Annotated in this window: 18 protein-coding genes; 12 read left to right on the forward strand and 6 right to left on the reverse strand. The window is 70.2% G+C overall.

Annotated features, from left to right (window positions below; all coding sequences use genetic code 11):
* Positions 1 to 65: 65 nt before the first annotated feature.
* The 4 genes from edd to zwf form a co-directional block, all read right to left on the reverse strand.
* Complete coding sequence (gene edd / locus M3U25_RS04100; RefSeq protein ID WP_355499872.1) at positions 66 to 1,982, reverse strand: phosphogluconate dehydratase; 1,917 nt, start codon at positions 1,980 to 1,982, stop codon at positions 66 to 68.
* Between the two features lie 146 nt (positions 1,983 to 2,128).
* On the reverse strand, positions 2,129 to 2,848 hold the full coding sequence (gene pgl / locus M3U25_RS04105; RefSeq protein WP_160947366.1) for a 6-phosphogluconolactonase: 720 nt from the start codon (positions 2,846 to 2,848) through the stop codon (positions 2,129 to 2,131).
* On the reverse strand, positions 2,845 to 3,852 hold the full coding sequence (gene glk / locus M3U25_RS04110; RefSeq protein WP_242081120.1) for a glucokinase: 1,008 nt from the start codon (positions 3,850 to 3,852) through the stop codon (positions 2,845 to 2,847). The genes pgl and glk overlap by 4 nt, the downstream gene beginning before the upstream one ends.
* Positions 3,849 to 5,285 carry a glucose-6-phosphate dehydrogenase gene (gene zwf / locus M3U25_RS04115; protein ID WP_355499910.1) on the reverse strand — a complete coding sequence of 479 codons (1,437 nt, stop codon included), beginning with the start codon at positions 5,283 to 5,285 and terminating at the stop codon, positions 3,849 to 3,851. The genes glk and zwf overlap by 4 nt, the downstream gene beginning before the upstream one ends.
* 429 nt (positions 5,286 to 5,714) lie before the next feature.
* Here zwf and ugpC point away from each other — a divergent pair, with 429 nt between their 5' ends.
* Entirely contained in the window at positions 5,715 to 6,827 is a 1,113-nt protein-coding gene (ugpC, locus tag M3U25_RS04120; RefSeq protein ID WP_355499867.1) for a sn-glycerol-3-phosphate ABC transporter ATP-binding protein UgpC, read from the forward strand.
* Between the two features lie 30 nt (positions 6,828 to 6,857).
* Here the strand turns inward: ugpC and M3U25_RS04125 are convergent, their stop codons facing one another.
* Positions 6,858 to 7,736 carry a folate-binding protein gene (locus M3U25_RS04125; protein ID WP_355499864.1) on the reverse strand — a complete coding sequence of 293 codons (879 nt, stop codon included), beginning with the start codon at positions 7,734 to 7,736 and terminating at the stop codon, positions 6,858 to 6,860.
* A 39-nt stretch (positions 7,737 to 7,775) separates the two neighbouring features.
* Between M3U25_RS04125 and M3U25_RS04130 the strand changes: the two genes are divergently transcribed.
* The 9 genes from M3U25_RS04130 (at position 7,776) to lolD (ending at position 14,292) form a co-directional block, all read left to right on the forward strand.
* Positions 7,776 to 7,946: a DUF1674 domain-containing protein gene (locus tag M3U25_RS04130; protein WP_242159845.1), complete on the forward strand. Its 171-nt coding sequence runs from the start codon at positions 7,776 to 7,778 to the stop codon at positions 7,944 to 7,946.
* A gap of 60 nt (positions 7,947 to 8,006) precedes the next feature.
* Positions 8,007 to 8,399: a succinate dehydrogenase, cytochrome b556 subunit gene (gene sdhC / locus M3U25_RS04135; protein WP_010342656.1), complete on the forward strand. Its 393-nt coding sequence runs from the start codon at positions 8,007 to 8,009 to the stop codon at positions 8,397 to 8,399.
* The gene (gene sdhD / locus M3U25_RS04140) at positions 8,396 to 8,782 is read left to right on the forward strand and encodes a succinate dehydrogenase, hydrophobic membrane anchor protein (RefSeq protein ID WP_048488910.1); all 387 of its coding nucleotides are present in this window, start codon (positions 8,396 to 8,398) and stop codon (positions 8,780 to 8,782) included. Before sdhC ends, sdhD begins: the two co-directional genes overlap by 4 nt.
* Positions 8,783 to 8,815: 33 nt before the next feature.
* A complete protein-coding gene (gene sdhA / locus M3U25_RS04145; protein WP_010342654.1) occupies positions 8,816 to 10,606 on the forward strand; it encodes a succinate dehydrogenase flavoprotein subunit in 1,791 nt (596 codons plus the stop codon).
* Between the two features lie 111 nt (positions 10,607 to 10,717).
* Positions 10,718 to 11,500 (forward strand): succinate dehydrogenase iron-sulfur subunit, encoded by a 783-nt coding sequence (locus M3U25_RS04150; RefSeq protein WP_017908442.1) that lies wholly within the window; start codon positions 10,718 to 10,720, stop codon positions 11,498 to 11,500.
* Between the two features lie 127 nt (positions 11,501 to 11,627).
* Positions 11,628 to 11,876 carry a succinate dehydrogenase assembly factor 2 gene (locus M3U25_RS04155; protein ID WP_160947372.1) on the forward strand — a complete coding sequence of 83 codons (249 nt, stop codon included), beginning with the start codon at positions 11,628 to 11,630 and terminating at the stop codon, positions 11,874 to 11,876.
* Positions 11,827 to 12,279 (forward strand): hypothetical protein, encoded by a 453-nt coding sequence (locus tag M3U25_RS04160; protein WP_355499854.1) that lies wholly within the window; start codon positions 11,827 to 11,829, stop codon positions 12,277 to 12,279. The genes M3U25_RS04155 and M3U25_RS04160 overlap by 50 nt, the downstream gene beginning before the upstream one ends.
* Positions 12,280 to 12,302: 23 nt before the next feature.
* Complete coding sequence (locus M3U25_RS04165) at positions 12,303 to 13,547, forward strand: lipoprotein-releasing ABC transporter permease subunit (RefSeq protein ID WP_010342649.1); 1,245 nt, start codon at positions 12,303 to 12,305, stop codon at positions 13,545 to 13,547.
* Positions 13,548 to 13,563: 16 nt separating this feature from the next.
* Complete coding sequence (gene lolD / locus M3U25_RS04170) at positions 13,564 to 14,292, forward strand: lipoprotein-releasing ABC transporter ATP-binding protein LolD (protein ID WP_184502452.1); 729 nt, start codon at positions 13,564 to 13,566, stop codon at positions 14,290 to 14,292.
* Between the two features lie 822 nt (positions 14,293 to 15,114).
* On the opposite strand, the gene M3U25_RS04175 is transcribed toward lolD, so the two are convergent.
* Positions 15,115 to 16,179 (reverse strand): SDR family oxidoreductase, encoded by a 1,065-nt coding sequence (locus M3U25_RS04175; RefSeq protein ID WP_355499849.1) that lies wholly within the window; start codon positions 16,177 to 16,179, stop codon positions 15,115 to 15,117.
* Positions 16,180 to 16,436: 257 nt separating this feature from the next.
* On the opposite strand from M3U25_RS04175, the gene M3U25_RS04180 reads away from it, so the two are divergent.
* Both M3U25_RS04180 and M3U25_RS04185 read left to right on the forward strand, forming a co-directional pair.
* Positions 16,437 to 19,001: a DNA internalization-related competence protein ComEC/Rec2 gene (locus M3U25_RS04180; RefSeq protein ID WP_355499846.1), complete on the forward strand. Its 2,565-nt coding sequence runs from the start codon at positions 16,437 to 16,439 to the stop codon at positions 18,999 to 19,001.
* Positions 18,895 to 19,563: a MotA/TolQ/ExbB proton channel family protein gene (locus M3U25_RS04185; protein WP_355499843.1), complete on the forward strand. Its 669-nt coding sequence runs from the start codon at positions 18,895 to 18,897 to the stop codon at positions 19,561 to 19,563. The genes M3U25_RS04180 and M3U25_RS04185 overlap by 107 nt, the downstream gene beginning before the upstream one ends.
* Position 19,564: the final 1 nt, after the last annotated feature.

Raw genomic sequence — 19,564 nt, forward strand, 5'->3', positions numbered from 1 at the left:
TCTCGGTTGCGAGGGGGAGGCCCTGGCCGCGACCGGCCAGGGCAGGGTGGGGCAGGCGGCGCGACTCAGGCGTCCTTGGATTCGTGCGGCGCGGCGGCGGCCTCGGCATCGCGGCCCAGGTCGTACTCGGCGTCGTAGTTCCACAGGTCGCCGTCGGCGGCCGGCGGGCCGCAGGAGATCGACAGCGCGCCCTGGTCGGCCGGGCCGACCATGCGGCGGTTGAGCCCGAACAGGTTGCGGCCCAGGTCGTGTGCGGCCGGCGCGGTGTTCGGCGCCAGCGGCCGCGCCGCCCACTCGGCGGCGTCCACCAGCACTTCCAGGGTGCCGGCCTCGCCGTCCAGGCGCACGATGTCGCCCTCGCGCACGCGGGCGATGGGGCCGCCGCGCGCCGCTTCCGGGGTCACGTGGATGGCCGCGGGGAACTTGCCGGACGCGCCGGACAGGCGTCCGTCGGTGACCAGCGCCACGCGCCGGCCCTGGTTCTGCAGCAGGCCCAGCAACGGCGCCAGCGAATGCAGTTCCGGCATGCCGTTGGCCTGCGGGCCCTGGTAGCGCAGCACCACCACGAAGTCGTGCGGCAGTGCGCCGGCGGCGTGCAGCTTGTTCAGCGCCTGCGGCGCGTCGATCACCACGGCCGGGGCTTCGATGGTGCGGAACTGCGGCTTCACCGCCGACAGCTTGATCAGCGAGCGGCCCAGGTTGCCGCGCAGCAGGCGCAGGCCGCCCTGTGCCTCGAACGGGTTGGACGCCGGGCGCACCACCGCTTCGTCGGCGCTCTTGGCCGGGCTCGGCACGTAGGCCAGCTTGCCGTCCTGCAGGCACGGCTCGTCGCCGTAGGCGCGCATGCCGCCGGGCACGATGGTGGCCAGGTCGTCGTGCATCAGCCCGGCGTCCATCAGCTCGCGGAACACGAAGCCGATGCCGCCGGCAGCGGCGAAGTGGTTCACGTCGGCCTCGCCGTTCGGATACACCCGCGCCAGCAGCGGCACCAGCTGCGACAGCGCGTCCAGGTCGTCCCAGGTCAGCACGATGCCGGCCGCGCGCGCCACCGCCAGCCAGTGGATGGTGTGGTTGGTGGAGCCGCCGGTGGCCATCAGCGCGACCACGGCGTTGACGATGGCGCGCTCGTCGATCAACCGGCCCAGCGGGCGGAAGTCGTTGCCCAGCGCGGTGATGCGCAGCGCGCGCTCGGTCGCCTGCTGGGTCAGCGCCTCGCGTAGCGGGGTGCCGGGGTTGACGAAGGAGGCGCCGGGCAACTGCACGCCCATCGCTTCCAGCAGCACCTGGTTGGAATTGGCGGTGCCATAGAAGGTGCAGGTACCGGGAGCGTGGTAGGACGCCGATTCGGCGGCCAGCAGCTCCTCGCGGGTGGCCTGGCCGGCGGCGTAGCGCTCGCGCACCTCGGCCTTCTGCTTGTTGGGGATGCCCGGGGTCATCGGCCCGGCCGGCACGAACACCGCCGGCAGGTGGCCGAAGGCCAGCGCGCCGATCAGCAGGCCGGGCACGATCTTGTCGCATACGCCCAGGTACAGGCTGGTGTCGAACATGTCGTGGCTGAGGCCGATCGCGGTGGCCTGGGCGATCACATCGCGCGAGAACAGCGACAGCTCCATGCCGGGACGGCCCTGGGTCACGCCGTCGCACATCGCCGGCACGCCGCCGGCGACCTGCGCGGTGGCGCCGAGCGCGCGCGCGGTGCTGCGGATGATTTCCGGGTAGTGCTCGAACGGCTGGTGCGCCGAGAGCATGTCGTTGTAGGCGGTGATGATGCCCAGGTTGGGGGTGATCCCGCCTTCCAGCCGGCTCTTGTCGGTGGGGCCGCAGGCGGCGAAGCCGTGGGCGAGGTTGCCGCAGCTCAGGCGGCTGCGGAACGGACCGTCGCGCAGCGCGGCGTCGATGCCGGCCAGGTAGGCGCGCCGCGACGGCGCACTGCGCTGGCGGATGCGTTCGGTGATCGCGTGGAGGGTCGGATGCAGGCTCATTGGCGGAAATGGCTATGAAGGGGGGAATCGGGAAACGGGAATCGGGAATCGCAAGAGCGGGAATCGGGAATCGGGAATCGGAAGGGCGGAAATGCGTCAGCGCGCAGTTGTTGCCAATCCCCACTCCCGACTCCCCAATCCCCGCCTCACTCGCACCAATGCACGCGCAAGCGCGCACCCGGCGTATCGAAGGCGACGCGGATCGGATACTCGTGCGGATCGGTGCCGGCCAGCGCACGCTCCAGCACCTCCAGCTTCTGCGTGCCGCGCAACAGCAGCATCCGCTGGCCGATCGGCGCCAGGCCGGCCGGGGTCAGGGTGATGCGCAGCGGCCAGGTGTTGGCGCCGGGGCAGCCGGTGGCGTCGAGCGCGGCGTAGGGCAGGGGATTGGCCAGGGCCTTGTTCAGGTCGGTGGCGCCGGGGAACAGCGAGGCGGTGTGGCCATCGCCGCCCATGCCCAGCACCGCCATGCACGCGGCCGGGGCGTGCCGCGCATGCAGGTTGGCGGCATGCACGCAGTCCTGCAGCGGCTTGCCGACCCGTACCAGCGGCTCGAAGCGCGCCTCCTCGGCGCGGTCCAGCAGGCTGTGCCGGATCAGGTAGGCGTTGCTGTCGCTGTCCTGCGGCGACAGCCAGCGCTCGTCGACCAGGCCGACTTCCAGCTTCGACCAGTCCAGCGGCAGCTCGGCCAGCGCCTGGTACACCGGCGCCGGGGTGGTGCCGCCGGACAGCAGCAGGCGCGCGCCGCCGCGGCGCTGGATCTCCTCGCGCAGCGCGGTGCCGATCTCGGCCGCCGCCGCGTCGATCCATTCGTCCGGATCGTCGTAGCGGATCAGCGTGATGCGGTCGGACAGCGTGGGGCTCATGCAATGGCTCCTGGGGATTGCCGCGCGGCGTCCACCGCGTAGGCGGCGGCGCCGAGCAGGCCGGGACGGGGGTGGATCACCGCCAGCGACGGCACCCGCGCCATGATCGACGAAAACCGGCCCTTGTGCTCGAAACGCTGGCGGAACCCGGAATGCTGGATCGCGTCGAGCATCTTCGGCACCAGCCCGCCGGTCAGGAACACGCCGTCCCAGGCGCCCTGCATCAGCACCAGGTCGCCGGCGATGGCGCCGAACACGGCGCAGAACACGTCCACCGTGCGCATCGCCCGGTAGTCGCCCTGCGCGGCGCGCGCGGTGATGTCTTCCGGCTGCAGCGGGCCCGGATCGTCGCCGGCGATCTCGCTGAGCGCGCGGTGGATGTTGACCAGGCCCGGGCCGCAGATCAGGCGCTCGTTGGAGACGCGGCCGAACTGCTGCGACAACAGTTCCAGGATGCGGATCTCCTCCGGCGTGCCCGGCGGGAAGCTGACGTGGCCGCCCTCGGTCTCCAGCGGAAAGCAGCGCCCGCCGCGCATCAGCAGACCGCCCACGCCCAGGCCGGTGCCGGGGCCGATCACGCCGTAGTTGCGCGGCACCTCGACCGGCGCCGGTGTCCAGCTGGCGCCGCCGACCTGGACCACATCCTGCGGCCGCAGCAGGCTGATCGCCATCGCCTGCGCGGCGAAGTCGTTGATCAGGTGCAGTTCGTCGAAGCCGAGCATGGCGCGGGTGCGCGCCCGCGAGATCACCCACGGGTGGTTGGTGATGCGTGCCTCGTCGCCGTCGACGCGGCCGGCCACCGCGAAGGTGCCGCTGCGCGCGTCCACCCCGGTCTGTTCCAGATAATGGCGGGCGGCGTCGCCCAGCGACGGGAACTCCACCACCGAGTAGGTCTGCGTGCTGTCGTCGAGCAGCGGCACCGAGGCGTCGAGATCGGCGAGGGCGAAACGGGCATTGGTGCCGCCGATGTCGGCCACCAGCACCGGGCGCTGCGGGGCGCTCACGAAGCGACCCGCGGCGCGGCGCCGGACTGGTCGCAGGACACGTAGGCCTGCGCTTCCTCCGGCCCCCAACTGCCGGCCGGGTAGGGCAGCAACGGCAGGTGCGCCTGCGCCCAGGCGGCGCTGACGCTGTCGATCCAGGCCCAGGCGGCGCGCACCTCGTCGTCGCGCACGAACAGCGCGTGGTTGCCGTTGAGCGCGTCGAGCATCAGCCGCTCGTAGGCGATGCGCCGGTGAAGGCCGGTGGGCACCGACAGTTCCAGTTCCAGCGGCTGCAGTTCCAGCGCGCCCCATTCCGGGCCGGCCAGGCTGCTCATCAGCCCCAGTTCGATGTTCTCCTGCGGCTGCAGCTGGAAGGTCAGCCGGTTCGGCGCGGCCTGCTGTGCGGCCGGGCGCTCGAACAGCCAGTGGGTGACCGGCTTGAGCGTGACCACCACGCGGGTGGAGCGCTCGGCCAGGCGCTTGCCGGTGCACAGCCGGAACGGCACCCCGGCCCAGCGCCAGTTGTCGATGTAGGCGGTGACCGCGGCGAAGGTTTCCACGTCGCTGCCTTCCGGCGGCTGGTAGGCCTGCGCCGGCTGGCCGTTGATGGTGCCGGCGGTGTAGCGCCCGCGCACGCTGTCGCGGGCGGCATGCTCCGCGCTCAGCGGCCGCAGCGCGCGCAGCACCTTGACCTTCTCGTCGCGGATGCGGTCGGCTTCCAGCGACGCCGGCGGCTCCATCGCCACCAGGCACAGCAGCTGCAGGATATGGCTCTGCACCATGTCGCGCAGCGCGCCGGAGCGCGCGTAGTAGGCATCGCGGCCGTCCACGCCCTCGCTCTCGGCGACCAGGATGTCCACCGACTCGATGTAGGTGCGGTTCCACACCGCCTCCAGCAGCGTGTTGCCGAAGCGCAGCGCGATCAGGTTCTGCACCGCGGCCTTGCCCAGGTAGTGGTCCAGGCGGAACACGCGGTCCTCGTCGATCAGCGCGCCGATCGCCTGCACGATCTCGCGGGCGCTGTCCGAATCGTGGCCGATCGGCTTCTCCAGCATCAGCCGGTGCGGCGCGGCCAGCGCCCCGCCCAGGGCCAGGCCCTGGCAGGTGCTGATGTACAGCCCCGGCGGGATCGCCAGGTAGCTCACGCAGCGGCGCGCGGTCAGGTCGCGCACCGCGGCGGCCACCGATTCGGCGTCGCGCAGGTCCACCGAGCGGTAGTCGATGCGCGCCAGCAGCGCCTGCACGATCGATTCGCCGATCTGCGGCATCGCCGCCTGCAGGCGCGGCTTGAGGAGTTCGTGGAACTTGGCGGTGTCGTGCGGCGACAGCGCCAGCGCGCGGATGCGGAAGTCTTCCGGCAGGAAGCCGTCGTCGAGCATGCGCAGCAACGAAGGGAACAGGTAGCGCTGGGCCAGATCGCCGGTGGCGCCGAACAACAGGAAGGTATCGTGCATCGACCGGGTTTCGGTTTCGGGTGACATGGTGTCGATCACCTGGGGGCTAGAAGTGACGTGGCGTGGGAAAGCGAACGGCGGGAACGGCCTGTATCCGGCCGGTTCGGGCGAAGGCGTGACGCGGGACGGCCGCCAGGCGGGGACGCACGATCCAGGAGATGAATACGACTGCCAGACCTCTGAGCATACCTCTCCCATGCCTCATGCTGCAGGCCGGATAACGACGGCGCGCCGGATCGGCGGCTGGCGGCGGATCGCATTGCGTGCCCTCCCAGGCTCGAGGTTGCCCCGTGAAAACGGTTACATGGCAGAATACCGCATCGCGATCCATTGTTGCCTGCGCGCTGGCACGATGCGACCCGCATTCGTATGCACTGCCCTCGGGAGGGACCGGCGGCAGCCCGTTCCTCACTGCCGGAAACCGGATACATGGCGAAAGTACAACTGGACAACATCCGCAAGGTCTACGACAACGGCCAGGTCGCCGTGCACGGGGCCAGCTTCGAAGTGGCCGACGGCGAACTGATGGTGCTGGTCGGGCCTTCGGGCTGCGGCAAGTCCACGCTGCTGCGGATGATCGCCGGCCTGGAGGAGATCAGCGGCGGCGAGCTGCGCATCGGCGAGCGCGTGGTCAACGAGGTGGCGCCGAAGGATCGCGACATCGCCATGGTGTTCCAGAGCTATGCGCTGTACCCGCACATGACCGTGGCCGAGAACCTGGCGTTCGGGCTCAAGCTGCGCGGCGAGAGCAAGGATGTCATCCGCCAGCGCGTGGCCGCCGCCGCCGACACCCTGGGCCTGACCCCGATGCTGGACAAGCTGCCGCGCGCGATGTCCGGCGGCCAGCGCCAGCGCGTGGCGCTGGGCCGCGCCCTGGTGCGCGAGCCGGCGGTGTTCCTGCTCGACGAGCCGCTGTCCAACCTGGACGCCAAGCTGCGCCATTCGGTGCGCACCGAGATCGCGCAGCTGCACCGCAAGCTCGGCACCACCATGATCTACGTCACCCACGACCAGGTCGAGGCGATGACCCTGGGCCAGCGCATCGTCGTGCTCAAGGACGGGGTGATCCAGCAGATCGACACGCCGATGGCGCTGTACGACCGCCCGGCCAACCTGTTCGTGGCCGGCTTCCTCGGCAGCCCGGCGATGAACGTGCTGCGCGGGCGGCTGGTCGACGAGGGCGGCCTGCAGTTGCACTTGCAGGACGGCGGCCGGGTGCCGCTGCCGGGCGCGCAGCTGGCGCCGCAGTGGCTGGGCCGCGAACTGGCGGTCGGCGTGCGGCCGGAACACCTGCAGCCCAGCGACGACGCGCAGGGCGGCTTCGAGGCCACCATCGAGGTGATTGAGCCGGTCGGCAACGAAATCTTCGTCAATCTCAGCCACGGCGCGCAGCCGCTGGTGATGCGGGTGGCGCCGCGCGCGCTGCCGGGCCTGGGCGAGCGCCTGCGGGTGGCGGTGCGCGGCGACGCGCTGCACTTCTTCGATGCCGAGAGTGGGGTGCGTCTGGAGGCGCCGGACTCCGGAATCGGGAATCGGGAATAGCAAAAGCAGCAGCGCGAAACGCCGGCGCGCTCAGCGCGCCAGGCCGTCGATCAGGGGCTGCCAACGTGCGGGGTGGCCGTCGACGTCCAGCCCCGCCGGTGGCGTCTCGTCCAGCGGCAGCACCGCCAGCGCCAGGGTCCCGGCGACGCTGACCACGCTGCCGAACGACTGGCCGTCGCGCAGCACCGCTGCGTCGATCGCGACCGCGGCCTCTGTTTCCAGCAACTGCACGGCGCGCTTGGCCTTGCCCAGGAAGTGCGTGCGGGCGACGATTTCCTGGCCCGGGTAGCAGCCCTTCTTGACGCTGAAGGCATGCAGCCTGTCCAGGCCCAGTTGCTGCGGCGTCCACTGTTCGCGCTGGCGCGGCGCCAGCCGCGCCAGGCCCAGGCGCAGATCGGCCGCGCGCCAGGCCTCCGCCAGCGCCGGGGCGGCGGCCGGCATATCCGACGCCGGTGCCGGCGCCGGCATCAGCCGCAACGTACGCGGCAGGCCGTCGCCGCCCATGTCCAATTCGATCACGCCGGCCTCATCGCGCGCCGACGTCGCGCCCCGGGCCTGCTCCGGTAGGCTCAGGCGACCCAAGGCAAGCAGCGTGTCCTCGACCGCGATGTGCAGCTTGCGCCGGAACACGAAGCGGCCCAGTGCCGCCGCCAGGTCCTCGGCGCCGCCGTCGGGCAGCAGCATCAGCAAGGCGTCGTCGGCCTGGCGCAGCAGCGCGAACACCGCGATCACCCGGCCCTTGGCGGTGAGCCAGGCGTTCCACTGCCACTGGCCCGCGGCCAGCGCCTGCACGTCGTTGGCGAACTGCGCATGGGCGAAGGCCACTGCATCCGGACCGCGCAAGGCGACGTATTGCAGGTGTGGCAAGGCGGAAAAACCGCCGGAATCGAGATTCAGGTTGTCAGGCACGAGAGGGGAGGACTAAAATTGACGAGTTGTGAGACCCGCATGATAGGCCAACCAACCCCCACACCCGAGTCCGATCCCGAAACGCAGCGGCCCGCCGAGGAGACCCCTCCGCAGACCACGCCTGCGCCGCGGGAGATCGGCGGGCGCGGCGGCCTCGAGCCGACGCGCTACGGCGACTGGGAGAAAAACGGACGCTGCATCGATTTTTGAGCAGCTTTGAGCCAACGCGGCCTTAAGCACGCCGCCCAGCCGAGACAACGAGCCCAGCGAATGGCTACGCGCGAACGTCCTCTTTCCCCGCATCTGCAGGTCTATCGCTGGCAGATCCAGATGGTGACCTCGATCCTGAATCGGGCCACCGGCATCGTGCTGTCGATCGGTGCCCTGATCATCGCCGCCGGCCTGTTGGCCCTGATGCTCGGCCCCGCCTCCTGGAATCTCTTCCGCGACATCGCCGGCGCCTGGTACGGCCAGGTGTTCCTGTTCGGCTGGACCTGGTGCTTCGCCTTCCATCTGTTCGGCGGCCTGCGCCACATCCTGCAGGATTTCGGCCAGGGCTACGCCGTCCGCGCCTTCGTCACCATCGGCTGGCTGTCGGTCGTGCTCAGCTTCGTGCTGACCGCCGCCGTGTGGGCCTACGTGCTGCTGGGAGCCACCGCATGAGCCGCTATCGCACTCCGTTGAAGAACGTCCGCGGCCTGGGCGCGGCCAAGACCGGCACCGAGCATTTCGTGGTGCAGCGCCTGACCGCGACCGCGCTGGTGCCGTTGTCGATCTGGTTCCTGATCTTCGTGCTGAGCCTGCTCGGCTCGGACTATGTCGCCGCCACCGAGGCCGTGGCCAAGCCGTGGAACGCGATCCTGCTGGTCGGCTTCCTGATCGCCGCGTTCTGGCACGCCCAGCTCGGCATGCAGGTGGTGCTGGAAGACTACGTGCACACCTCGCTGCTGGCCCTGGCCGCGCAGACCATCGTGCGCTTCGTCGCCGTGCTCGGCGCCATCGTCAGCATCTTCGCCGTGGCGCGCATCGCGCTGGGCATCGCCTGATCCATCGGCGCCCCCTCTAGGAACCACATTTCGATGTCTGCTTACAAGATCACCGAACACAAGTACGACATGGTCGTGGTCGGCGCCGGCGGCGCCGGCCTGCGCGCGACCTTCGGCCTGGCCCAGAAGGGCCTGCAGACGGTCTGCCTGACCAAGGTCTTCCCGACCCGGTCGCACACCGTGGCCGCGCAGGGCGGCATCTCCGCCGCGCTCGGCAACATGGGCGAGGACGACTGGCGCTACCACTTCTACGACACCATCAAGGGGTCGGACTGGCTGGGCGACCAGGACGCCATCGAGTACATGTGCCGCGAGGCGATCCCGGCGATCATCGAGCTGGAGCACTACGGCGTGCCGTTCAGCCGCACCGAGGACGGCAAGATCTACCAGCGTCCGTTCGGCGGCATGACCACCAAGTACGGCGAAGGCCCGTCCGCGCAGCGCACCTGCGCCGCCGCCGACCGCACCGGCCACGCCATGCTGCACACGCTGTACCAGCAGTCGCTGGCGCACAACGCGCGCTTCATGATCGAGTACTTCGCGCTCGACCTGATCTTCGACGAGGAAGGCGCCTGCCGCGGCGTGCTCGCCCTGGACATGGCCGAAGGCTCGCTGCACCTGTTCCGTGCCCACGGCGTGGTGCTGGCCACCGGCGGCTACGGCCGCGCCTACTTCAGCGCCACCTCCGCGCACACCTGCACCGGCGACGGCGGTGGCCTGGTGATGCGCGCGGGCCTGCCGATGCAAGACATGGAGTTCGTGCAGTTCCACCCGACCGGCATCTACGGCGCCGGCTGCCTGATCACCGAAGGCGTGCGCGGCGAAGGCGGCATCCTGCGCAACAGCAGCGGCGAGCGCTTCATGGAGCGCTACGCCCCGCACTACAAGGATCTGGCCTCGCGCGACGTGGTGTCGCGTTCGATGACCATCGAGATCCGCGAAGGCCGCGGCGTCGGCGAGCACAAGGACCACATCCTGCTCGACCTGACCCATCTCGGCCCGGGCGTGATCGACGACAAGCTGCCGGGCATCGCCGAGAGCGCGCGCATCTTCGCCGGCGTCGACGTGCACAAGCAGCCGATCCCGGTGATCCCGACCGTGCACTACAACATGGGCGGCATCCCCACCAACTACCACGGCGAAGTGGTGCGCAAGGACGGCGACAACCCCGATGCGGTGGTGCCGGGTCTGTATGCCATCGGCGAGGCCGCCTGCGTGTCGGTGCACGGCGCCAACCGCCTGGGCTCCAACTCGCTGCTCGACCTGGTGGTGTTCGGCCGCGCGGTGGCCAACCGCTGCGCCGAGACGATCAAGACCGGCGCGCCGCACAAGGGCCTGCCGGGCGACGCCTGCGACAAGGCGCTGGGCCTGCTGGACAAGCTGCGCAACGCCAACGGCAGCACCCCGACCTCGGTGATCCGCGACAAGATGCAGCGCACCATGCAGTCCGACGCGGCGGTGTTCCGCACCAGCAAGACGCTGAAGGAAGGCGTGGACAAGATGGCCGACATCTTCGCCAGCTTCGAGGACGTGAAGGTCTCCGACCGCTCGCTGGTGTGGAATTCCGACCTGATCGAGACCTACGAGTTGAACAACCTGCTGCTCAACGCAGTGGCGACGATCAACTCGGCCGAACAGCGCAAGGAAAGCCGCGGCGCGCACGCCCACGAGGATTTCCCCGACCGCGACGACGTCAACTGGCAGAAGCACACGCTGGTCACCGTCGACGACAAGGGCCAGTGCAGCTTCGACTACCGCCCGGTGCACATGTACACGCTCAGCAAGGACGTGGACGTGGTGCCGCCGAAGCCGCGCGTTTACTGACCACAGCCGGGAAACGGGAGTAGGGAATCGGGAATCGAGAACAGCGCATGCGCTCTTCGCCCCCGCTTCCCATTCCCCATTCCCCAATCCCCATTCCCGGATTTTAAAGCCATGGCAGAGTTCACCCTCCCCAAGAATTCCAAGATCGGCAAGGGCAAGCACTTTCCCGCCAAGGGCGCGAAGAATGTGCGGACCTTCAAGGTCTACCGGTGGAATCCGGACGACGACAGCAACCCGCGGACCGACACCTACGAGGTGGATCTGGACGCGTGCGGCCCGATGGTGTTGGACGCGCTGATCAAGATCAAGAACGAGATCGACCCGACCCTGACCTTCCGCCGCTCGTGCCGCGAGGGCATCTGCGGGTCGTGCGCGATGAACATCGACGGCACCAACACGCTGGCCTGCACCAAGGCGATCAGCGACTGCGGCAAGAAGGAAGTGCCGATCTACCCGCTGCCGCACATGAGCGTGGTCAAGGATCTGGTGCCGGACCTGACCCATTTCTACGCGCAGTACGCCTCGATCAAGCCGTGGATCCGTACCCAGACCCCGCCGCCGCCGGACCGCGAGCGGCTGCAGTCGCCGGAAGACCGCAAGAAGCTCGACGGCCTGTACGAGTGCATCCTGTGCGCGTGCTGCTCGACCAGCTGCCCGAGCTACTGGTGGAACGGCGAGCGTTACCTGGGTCCGGCGATCCTGCTGCAGGCCTACCGCTGGATCATCGACTCGCGCGACGAGGACACCGGTGCGCGTCTGGATGATCTGGAAGATCCGTTCAAGCTGTACCGCTGCCACACCATCATGAACTGCGCGCGGACCTGCCCGAAGGGGCTGAACCCGGCGCTGGCCATCGCCGAGATCAAGAAGCTGATGATGGCGCGCCGCGCCTGATCGCAGCGGCGCACATTCCAAGCGGCGGGCCTGCCCGCCGACCGCGCGGCACCGGCTTTCGGGTTCGGTGCCGCGTTCGTTTTCGGCGGCTGCCGTGCGGCGCCGCCCCCAGGCAAGGGCGCATGCGATGGACGAGACCACCGAACTGAAGAAGCTGCGCTGGCGCTGCCGGCGCGGCATGCGCGAACTGGACCAGCTGTTCGGCCGCTACCTGGACCGGCGCTGGGCGCAGGCTTCCGAAGACGAGCGCGGGGTTTTCCTATACCTGCTCGATTGCGAGGACGATAAGTTGTGGCGCTGGTTCATGGGCTACGAGGCCTGTCCCGATGCACGCGCCGCCGATCTCATCGCTTCCATCCGCGCCATGCCGGCTTGACTGGCGTCCCTCGCGCTGGCTGCTGGCCGCGCTGACCCTGCTCGGCGCGCTGGCGCCGCTGGCGCTGCTCGGTTCCGACCTGCCGCCACACCTGGCCTGGCCGGCCGCCGCGCTGGCGCTGCTGTATGCGGCGTGGCTGCTGCGCCGTGAGGCCGGGCGGGCGCCGCGCACGCTGGTGCTTCCTGCCGGCGCCGGTGCGCCCAGCGTCGACGGCGCGGCGGTGAACGACCTGCAGGTCGCCTGGCGCGGGCCGCTGGCGTTCGTGCGCTGGCGCGATGCGCAGGGGCGCACCCAGCGCCTGGCGTGGTGGCCGGACACGCTGCCGCCGGCGGCACGACGTGAACTGCGTCTGGCCGCTTCGGCCCATGCCGCTTCGTCTGCGCCGCCGCAAATGGCACCATAGCGCTCCCTGGATGGTGGCTGCGCATGTTCAAACCCTTACCCGTGGCCATCGGCCTGCGCTATCTGCGCGCCAAGCGCCGCAATAATTTCATCTCCTTCATCTCCATGGCCTCGATCCTCGGCATCGCCCTGGGCGTGACCGTGCTGATCACCACCCTGGCGGTGATGAGCGGCTTCCAGAAGGAGATCCGCGACCGCCTGCTGCAGATGGCCGCGCACGCCACGGTCAGCGCGCAGGGCGCACCGATGGAGGACTGGCAGCACGCGGTGGACGTGGCCATGCGCGACAAGCGCGTCGCCGGCGCCGCGCCCTACGTCGAGGAAGAGGCGCTGCTGACCGGCCAGCGCAACCAGCCGGCGATCGTCCGCGGCATCCTGCCCAAGGAAGAGGCCAAGGTCTCGGTGCTGGCGCAGAAGATGAAGCAGGGCTCGGTCGACAGCCTGACCCCGGGTTCGTACAACATCCTGCTCGGCCAGGAACTGGCGCTGTGGCTGGGCGTGGGCGTGGGCGACAAGGTGGTGGTGATGCTCGGCGAGCCGCAGGCCAGCCCGATGGGCATGGTGCCGCGCTACAAGCGCTTCACTGTCAGCGGCATCTTCGAGGCCGGCTACAACGAGATCGACCGTGGCCTGGCGGTGACCAGCATGCCGGACCTGCAGCGGGTGCTGCGCATGGGTGACGGCGTCACCGGCGTGCGCCTGAAGCTGTACGACATGGACCAGGCCTGGAACGTGGCGCGCGACCTGGCGCTGAACCTGCACGGTCCTTACATGGTCAGCGACTGGACCCGCGAGAACGCCAACCTGTACCAGTCGCTGAAGATGGAAAAGACGGTGATGGGCATCCTGCTGTCGCTGATCATCGCGATGGGCGCGTTCAACCTGGTGTCCTCGCAGGTGATGCTGGTGACCGACAAGCAGGCCGACATCGCCATCCTGCGCACGCTGGGATTGAGCCCGGGCGGGGTGATGCAGGTGTTCATGGTGCAGGGCACGCTGATCGGCGTGATCGGCACCGTCGCCGGCGTGATCGGCGGCATCGTGCTGACGCTCAACCTGGAGCGGATCCTGGCCGGCATCGAGGCGGTGTTCAACATCAAGCTGCTGCCGGAGGACGTCTACTACATCACCGGCCTGCCCACCGACATGCAGCCGCACGACGTCATGGTGATCACCATCGTGGCCTTGCTGATGAGCTTCCTGGCCACGCTGTATCCGGCCTGGCGCGCGGCGCGCACGCAGCCGGCGGAGGCGCTGCGCTATGAATGAGGGCCGGGAATCGGGAATGGGGAATCGGGAGTCGGGAATGCAGAAGCCACAAGCGGACGCGGCGATCCGCGCCGAAGGCCTGGCCAAGACCTACGCCGAAGGCAAGATGCGCACGCCGGTGTTCGACGGCCTGGAGTTGAGCGTGGCGGCGGGCGAGACCGTGGCCATCGTCGGCGCCTCCGGTGCCGGCAAGAGCACCTTGCTGCACCTGCTCGGCGGCCTCGACGTGCCGACCTCCGGCGAGGTCTACGTGGCCGGGCAGCGCATGTCGGCGCTGACCGACGCGGCGCGCGGGCAACTGCGCAACCGCTCGCTGGGCTTCGTCTACCAGTTCCATCACCTGCTGCCGGAGTTCACCGCGCTGGAGAACGTGATGATGCCGGTGCTGCTGGGCGGCGCGGCGATGCCCGATGCCGATGCGCGCGCACGCGCGCTGCTGGAATCGGTAGGCCTGGGTCATCGCCTGGAGCACAAGCCGGGCGAACTGTCCGGCGGCGAACGCCAGCGCGCCGCGGTGGCGCGTGCCCTGGTCAATCGCCCGGCCTGCGTGCTCGGCGACGAGCCGACCGGCAACCTCGACGACAAGACCGCGGCCAACGTGTTCGCGCTGATGCTCGAACTCAACCGCGCGCAGGGCACCAGCCTGGTCCTGGTCACCCACGACCGCAGCCTGGCGCGCAAGCTGGACCGTGTGCTGGAACTGCACCAGGGCAAGCTGCGCGAACTGGCGCCTGCGGACGTGTGAACGAGCGCGGTGGCGGCCGCATGTGCCGCCGTCTTGCATGTTCTCGGGCAGGATCGCGGCCTGAGGTCGCGAGCCGCTGAAGTCTGGTGCATGCGGGGCCGGGCGTGACAGCTTGGCTTGCTGTGCAGCGCTCGGGGTCACGACAAGAGCAGTGTCCTGCGACCCGGTGCAGTGTGCGTCGGGACTGAAGCCCCTCCCACAGTGCACATCGCCGCTTCGCCGAGCGGTGAAGCGACGCCAGGCGCGACGAACGAGGCAGCGAGCCGCAGTGGCTTCACTGCATCTGCCGACGCCAAAGAGCCTCGGACAGGCGAAAGCACCTCGTCGCAAGCGCCCCGTAGGAGCGGCTTCAGCCGCGACGAACCAAGTCGGAGAACGCGACGTTTCAGTGCGCGATCCGCAACCACCTTTCCCTGTCGCGAAACTGGCCGTCGCGGTACGTTTCTGGGCGTGACTCCGAGGCACATCTAATCGCTTTCTTTCGCCCTAGGTGGCGAGACACACCATTGCCTCATAGGAGCGGCTGCGGTCGCGACGGTGCGTCATCGGTAGAGCCTGTCGCGGCTGAAGCCGCTCCTACACGTGCACCCCACGTAGGAGCGGCTTCAGCCGCGACGAACGGAGTCGGCACGTCGCCGGCCTTCGTTGCTGTCGGCACCGAAACCCTCGCACAGCAGCCCTGCAAACGCGCCGCCGCGGTCATGCCGCGGATGTCCCTACAACGGCGACCGTCCTGCAGCGCATCGCATGCGCCGTGGGGCGGCAACCTTTCGGATTGCCGCGTTCCCGCTGCCGAGACGACTCCTCATCCGGTCGCGCGGCTCAGGGAATCACCCGCTGCACGCGCAGCCGCGTGAACAGTTCCAGGAACGAGGCGCGGCTGTCGTAGTAACCGAGGAAGCCCAGGTCGCGGCTCTTGGTCATGTCGTTGACGCATTCGATCTCGCGGCCGAGGTCGGCATCGGTGTGCCACCACGACGCGAGCTGGTTCACGTCCGCCTGTACCAGCCCATGGCGCTCGGCGATCTCGCGCCACAGGGCCGGCGCGGTGTCCTGCAGACGCGCTTGCAGCGGCATCGGTGCCTCCGGATAGGGCGCCGGCTGCAGGCCGAAGAACGCGGCGATCTCGCCCCACATCCAGCGCCAGCGGAACACGTCGCCGTTGACCGTGTTGAAGGCCTGGTTGCGCGCGGCCGGATTGGTCGCGGCCCAGGCCAGCTGGCGGCCGAGCAGGCCGGCGTCGGTGAGGTCGGTGAGGCTGTCCCACTGCGCGCGCGAACCGGGGAACACGAACGGCTGCCCGGTGTGCTTGCACAACGTCGCATACACCGCCAGGGTCACGCCCATGTTCATCGCATTGCTGCCGTTGGCCTGGCCGATCATGGTGTGCGAGCGGTGCACGCTCCAGCCGAAGCCGTGGCGCGCGGCGGCGTCGAACAGCAGGTCTTCCAGCGTGTAGTAGAAATTCTCGCCCGGTTGCCGCGGCTCGCTCTCGCGGAACGGCGTCTCCGCCTTGCCGCTGCCGTAGTGCTCGAACGAGCCCAGGTAGTGCTTGGTGCCGGTGACCAGCGCCATGTGCTGCAGCGGCGCGCCGTCCAGGCCTTCGCACAGATGCCGCAACATCGCGCCGTTGGCGGCGACGTTCTCCTTCTCGGTGTCGCGCCGGGTCCAGGTGCAGAAGAACACGTGGGTGATCGGCAGCCCGCGCAGCGCGGCCACGGTGGCCTCGCGGTCGAGCAGATCGGCCGCCACCGGGATCACGCCCTCCTGCGGCACCGGGCGGCGCGCCAGCCCGTAGACGGTCCAGCCATCGGCGACCAGCACGTTGGCGAGGTTGTAGCCGGAGATGCCGGTGACTCCGACGATCAGTGCAATGCCCTTGCGCATGCGCGCACTCCTTACGACGTTGGGCACCGCACCATAGGCGCCCGCCGATGAAGCTGCGGCGAACTTCGCCGGGACTGTGACGCGGCGCGCACCCAGGCCTAGGCAAATTCTGACGCAGTCCCCCGGCGTAGACCGATGGCCCGCGTCGAGCCGCGATGCGACGCTGGCGTGGCGAACGCGATGGCAGTGCACGATGCGGATGTCAGCGCGGACGTGGTTGCTGTTTCCGATCTGCCGATGCCAAGGAGGGCAAGTAGATGCATCGCTCTGCAGAAGCCGTGCCGCGCCCAGACGCCGGTGGCATTGACACTGGTGCTGGCGCCTCGGGCTGGCCGGCCCTGGCGCAGTTGGGTGCTGCGGTCGCCGCCAGCCTCGCCGCCGGCGTGCTGGCCGCGCTGTGGTTGCCGCGCCTGCCGCCTTGGCCGCTGGCCCTGGCACTCCTGCTCGCCGGAGCGGTGCTGTACGTGGCAGCGCCGCGCTGGCGCTGGCTGGGGGCGTTCGCGATCGGCGCCGGCTGGCTGGCGCTGGTCGCCGGCGTGGTGCTGGCGCGGCAGTTGCCGGCCGACTGGGAAAAGCGCGTGGTCACCGTCCGTGGCCAGGTGGTGGAACTGCCGCAGGCGGAGACCCGGCGCACCCGCTTCCTGTTCCGCGTGGAGGCCGATGCGGCGCAGCCGGCGCCGTTGCGCGGGCGTTTGCTGCAACTGGCGTGGTACGACGACTTCGGCACGCATCAGGCCGGGCGGCGCAGCGCCCTGCGCGCCGGCGCGCGCTGGCAGCTGCAGGTGCGCCTGCGCGCGCCGCGCGGCTTGAGCAATCCCGGCGGCTTCGACGCCGAAACCTACGCGCTGGCGCAGCGGATCAGCGCCAGCGGCTACGTGGTGGCGCCGCATGCGGCAGCGCCGCTGGCGCCGGGGCAGGGCATCGACGCCTGGCGTGCGGGCATGTCCGCGCGCATCGCCGCGGCCGTGCCGCAGGCCTCGGCGCGCTTCGTGCAGGCACTGGCGCTGGGCGATACGCGGCGGCTGGACGATCGCGACTGGCGCATCCTGCGTGCCGCCGGCCTGACCCATCTCATCGCCATCTCGGGCTTCCACGTCGGGCTGGTGGCCGGCGCCTTCGCCTTGCTCGGCGGCGGCCTGTGGCGGCTGTGGCCGCAACTGGGCCGCCATTGGCCGCGCCGCCAGGCCGCGGCCGCGCTGGCGCTGCTCGGTGCCGGCGGCTACACCCTGGTGTCGGGCATGGCCCTGCCGACCGTGCGCACCGCCCTGATGATCGCGGTGGTGGTCGCGGCGCGGCTGTGGCGGCGGCCGGTGCGGGTGGTCGACGCGCTGGCGCTGGCGGCAATCGCCATGCTGCTCTGCGACCCGCTGGCGGTGCTCTCGGCCGGCTTCTGGCTGAGCTTCCTCGGTGTCGCCTGGCTGGCCTGGTGCATGCCTGAGGCCGGTCGCGGCTGGCGCGAGACGCTGCGCAGCTTCCTGACCGCGCAGGGCGTGGCCACGGTCGGCCTGCTGCCGGTGAGCACGATGCTGTTCGGGCAGGCGTCGCTGGTCGGGCCGCTGGCCAATCTGCTGGCGATCCCGTGGTGGAGCCTGGTGGTGGTGCCGCTGGCCCTGCTCGGCACTGCGCTGGAGGCACTGCATGCCGGCGCGGGCGTCTGGCTGTGGCGGCTGGCCGCCGCCTGTTTCGACCTGACCTGGCCGTGGTTCGTCGCCCTGGGCGAAAGCCGCTTCGCGTTGCACTGGCTGCCGGAGGCGCGCGGCTGGGCGCTGCCGCTGGCCCTGCTGGGCGCGTTCTGGCTGCTGCTGCCGCGCGCGGTGCCGGGCAAGCCGCTGGCGGCGTTGCTGTGGCTGCCGTTGCTGTGGCCACCGCTGGAGCGGCCGCGACAGGGCGAGGTCGATCTGGTGATGTTCGACGTGGGGCAGGGGCTGTCCTTGCTGGTGCGCACCGCGCATCACCAGGTGCTGTACGACGCCGGGCCGGCGGTCGAGGACGGCTACGACGCCGGCGAGCGCGTGGTGGTGCCGGCGCTGCACGCGCTCGGCGTGGCGCGGCTGGATGGCGCGGTGATCAGTCATGGCGACAACGACCACGCCGGCGGCCTGGCCGCGGTGCGCGCGGCGTTGCCGATCGGCCTGGTTCAGGCTCCCGCCGGCGCGCCGTTGCCGGTGGACCGGGCCTGCGTGGCCGGCGAGGCCTGGGAGTGGGATGGAGTGCGTTTCCGGTTCCTGCATCCGACGCCGCACTTTCCCTATCTGCGCAACGAGTCCAGTTGCGTCCTGCGCGTGGAGACCGCGCACGGTGCGCTGTTGCTGGCCGGCGACATCGGCGATGTGGTCGAGCGCAAGCTGCTGCGCGAGGCGCCGCAGGCGCTGCGCGCCGACGTGGTGGTGGCGCCGCACCACGGCAGCGCGCATTCCTCGCAGCCGGCCTTCGTCGCCGCCACCGGCGCACGGCTGGTGCTGGTCTCGGCGGCCTACGGCAATCGCTTCGGCCATCCGCATCCGGGCGTGGTGGCGCGTTGGCAGGCGGCCGGGGCCGAAGTCGTCGGCACCCCGCAGGGCGGGGCGCTGCGCGTGTGGCTGGGGCGCGCCGGCCTGCAACTGCGCGAGCGGCGGCCCTGGCGGGCGCGGCTGTGGGATGCGGCGGAGCGGGCGCGGACGGCTGCTATCCTATCGGTCAGTGAACGAACGGCCGAGCGTGCCGGAGGATTGCGACGTGTGGGAACTGGTCAAGGCCGGTGGCTGGCCGATGGTGCCGTTGCTGCTGTTGGGCGTGGTCGCGCTGGCGATCGTCCTGGAGCGGTTCTGGAGCCTGCGCCGTAGCGAGGTCTTGCCGCCGGGACTGGGCCAGGAAGTGCGCAACTGGGCCACGCGCGGCAAGCTCGATCCCACCCACATCGAATCGCTGCGGCGCAATTCGCCGCTGGGCGCGCTGCTCGCCGCCGGCCTGGACGTGCGCAACCGACCGCGCGAGATCGTGCGCGAGCGCATCGAGGACACCGGCCGGCACGTCGTGCACCGCATGGAGCGTTACCTGAACGCGTTGGGCACGATCGCTTCGGCCGGGCCGCTGCTGGGCCTGCTCGGCACCGTGGTCGGCATGATCCAGATGTTCCTCGGCATCCTCGACCATGGCCTGGGCGACGTGAACCAGCTCGCCGGCGGCATCGGCAAGGCGCTGGTGTGCACCGCTACCGGCATGATCATCGCGGTGCCGGCGCTGATCTTCCATCGCCATTTCAAGGGCCGCATCGCCGGCTACGTGATCGAGATGGAGCAGGAAGCCACCGCACTGACCGACGCGCTGGACGGCCACGGCCGTGCCACGGCGCCGGCCGCGCCGGCGCGTGGCGCCGCGCCGAACGCCGCGGCGGCCAAGGGCTGAG

The organism is Xanthomonas sp. PPL134 (assembly GCF_040595915.1).
Lineage (GTDB): Bacteria > Pseudomonadota > Gammaproteobacteria > Xanthomonadales > Xanthomonadaceae > Xanthomonas_A > Xanthomonas_A indica.

Bases quoted from the DNA above. Each gene is read 5' to 3' on its own strand.
- edd (WP_355499872.1), bottom strand. From the start codon at position 1,982: ATGAGCCTGCATCCGACCCTCCACGCGATCACCGAACGCATCCGCCAG.
- M3U25_RS04150 (WP_017908442.1), top strand. From the start codon at position 10,718: ATGGCAGAGTTCACCCTCCCCAAGAATTCCAAGATCGGCAAGGGCAAG.
- M3U25_RS04130 (WP_242159845.1), top strand. From the start codon at position 7,776: ATGATAGGCCAACCAACCCCCACACCCGAGTCCGATCCCGAAACGCAG.
- M3U25_RS04180 (WP_355499846.1), top strand. From the start codon at position 16,437: ATGCATCGCTCTGCAGAAGCCGTGCCGCGCCCAGACGCCGGTGGCATT.
- M3U25_RS04155 (WP_160947372.1), top strand. From the start codon at position 11,628: ATGGACGAGACCACCGAACTGAAGAAGCTGCGCTGGCGCTGCCGGCGC.
- M3U25_RS04175 (WP_355499849.1), bottom strand. From the start codon at position 16,179: ATGCGCAAGGGCATTGCACTGATCGTCGGAGTCACCGGCATCTCCGGC.
- zwf (WP_355499910.1), bottom strand. From the start codon at position 5,285: ATGCACGATACCTTCCTGTTGTTCGGCGCCACCGGCGATCTGGCCCAG.
- sdhA (WP_010342654.1), top strand. From the start codon at position 8,816: ATGTCTGCTTACAAGATCACCGAACACAAGTACGACATGGTCGTGGTC.
- M3U25_RS04165 (WP_010342649.1), top strand. From the start codon at position 12,303: ATGTTCAAACCCTTACCCGTGGCCATCGGCCTGCGCTATCTGCGCGCC.
- sdhC (WP_010342656.1), top strand. From the start codon at position 8,007: ATGGCTACGCGCGAACGTCCTCTTTCCCCGCATCTGCAGGTCTATCGC.
- pgl (WP_160947366.1), bottom strand. From the start codon at position 2,848: ATGAGCCCCACGCTGTCCGACCGCATCACGCTGATCCGCTACGACGAT.
- sdhD (WP_048488910.1), top strand. From the start codon at position 8,396: ATGAGCCGCTATCGCACTCCGTTGAAGAACGTCCGCGGCCTGGGCGCG.
- M3U25_RS04160 (WP_355499854.1), top strand. From the start codon at position 11,827: ATGCACGCGCCGCCGATCTCATCGCTTCCATCCGCGCCATGCCGGCTT.
- ugpC (WP_355499867.1), top strand. From the start codon at position 5,715: ATGGCGAAAGTACAACTGGACAACATCCGCAAGGTCTACGACAACGGC.
- lolD (WP_184502452.1), top strand. From the start codon at position 13,564: ATGGGGAATCGGGAGTCGGGAATGCAGAAGCCACAAGCGGACGCGGCG.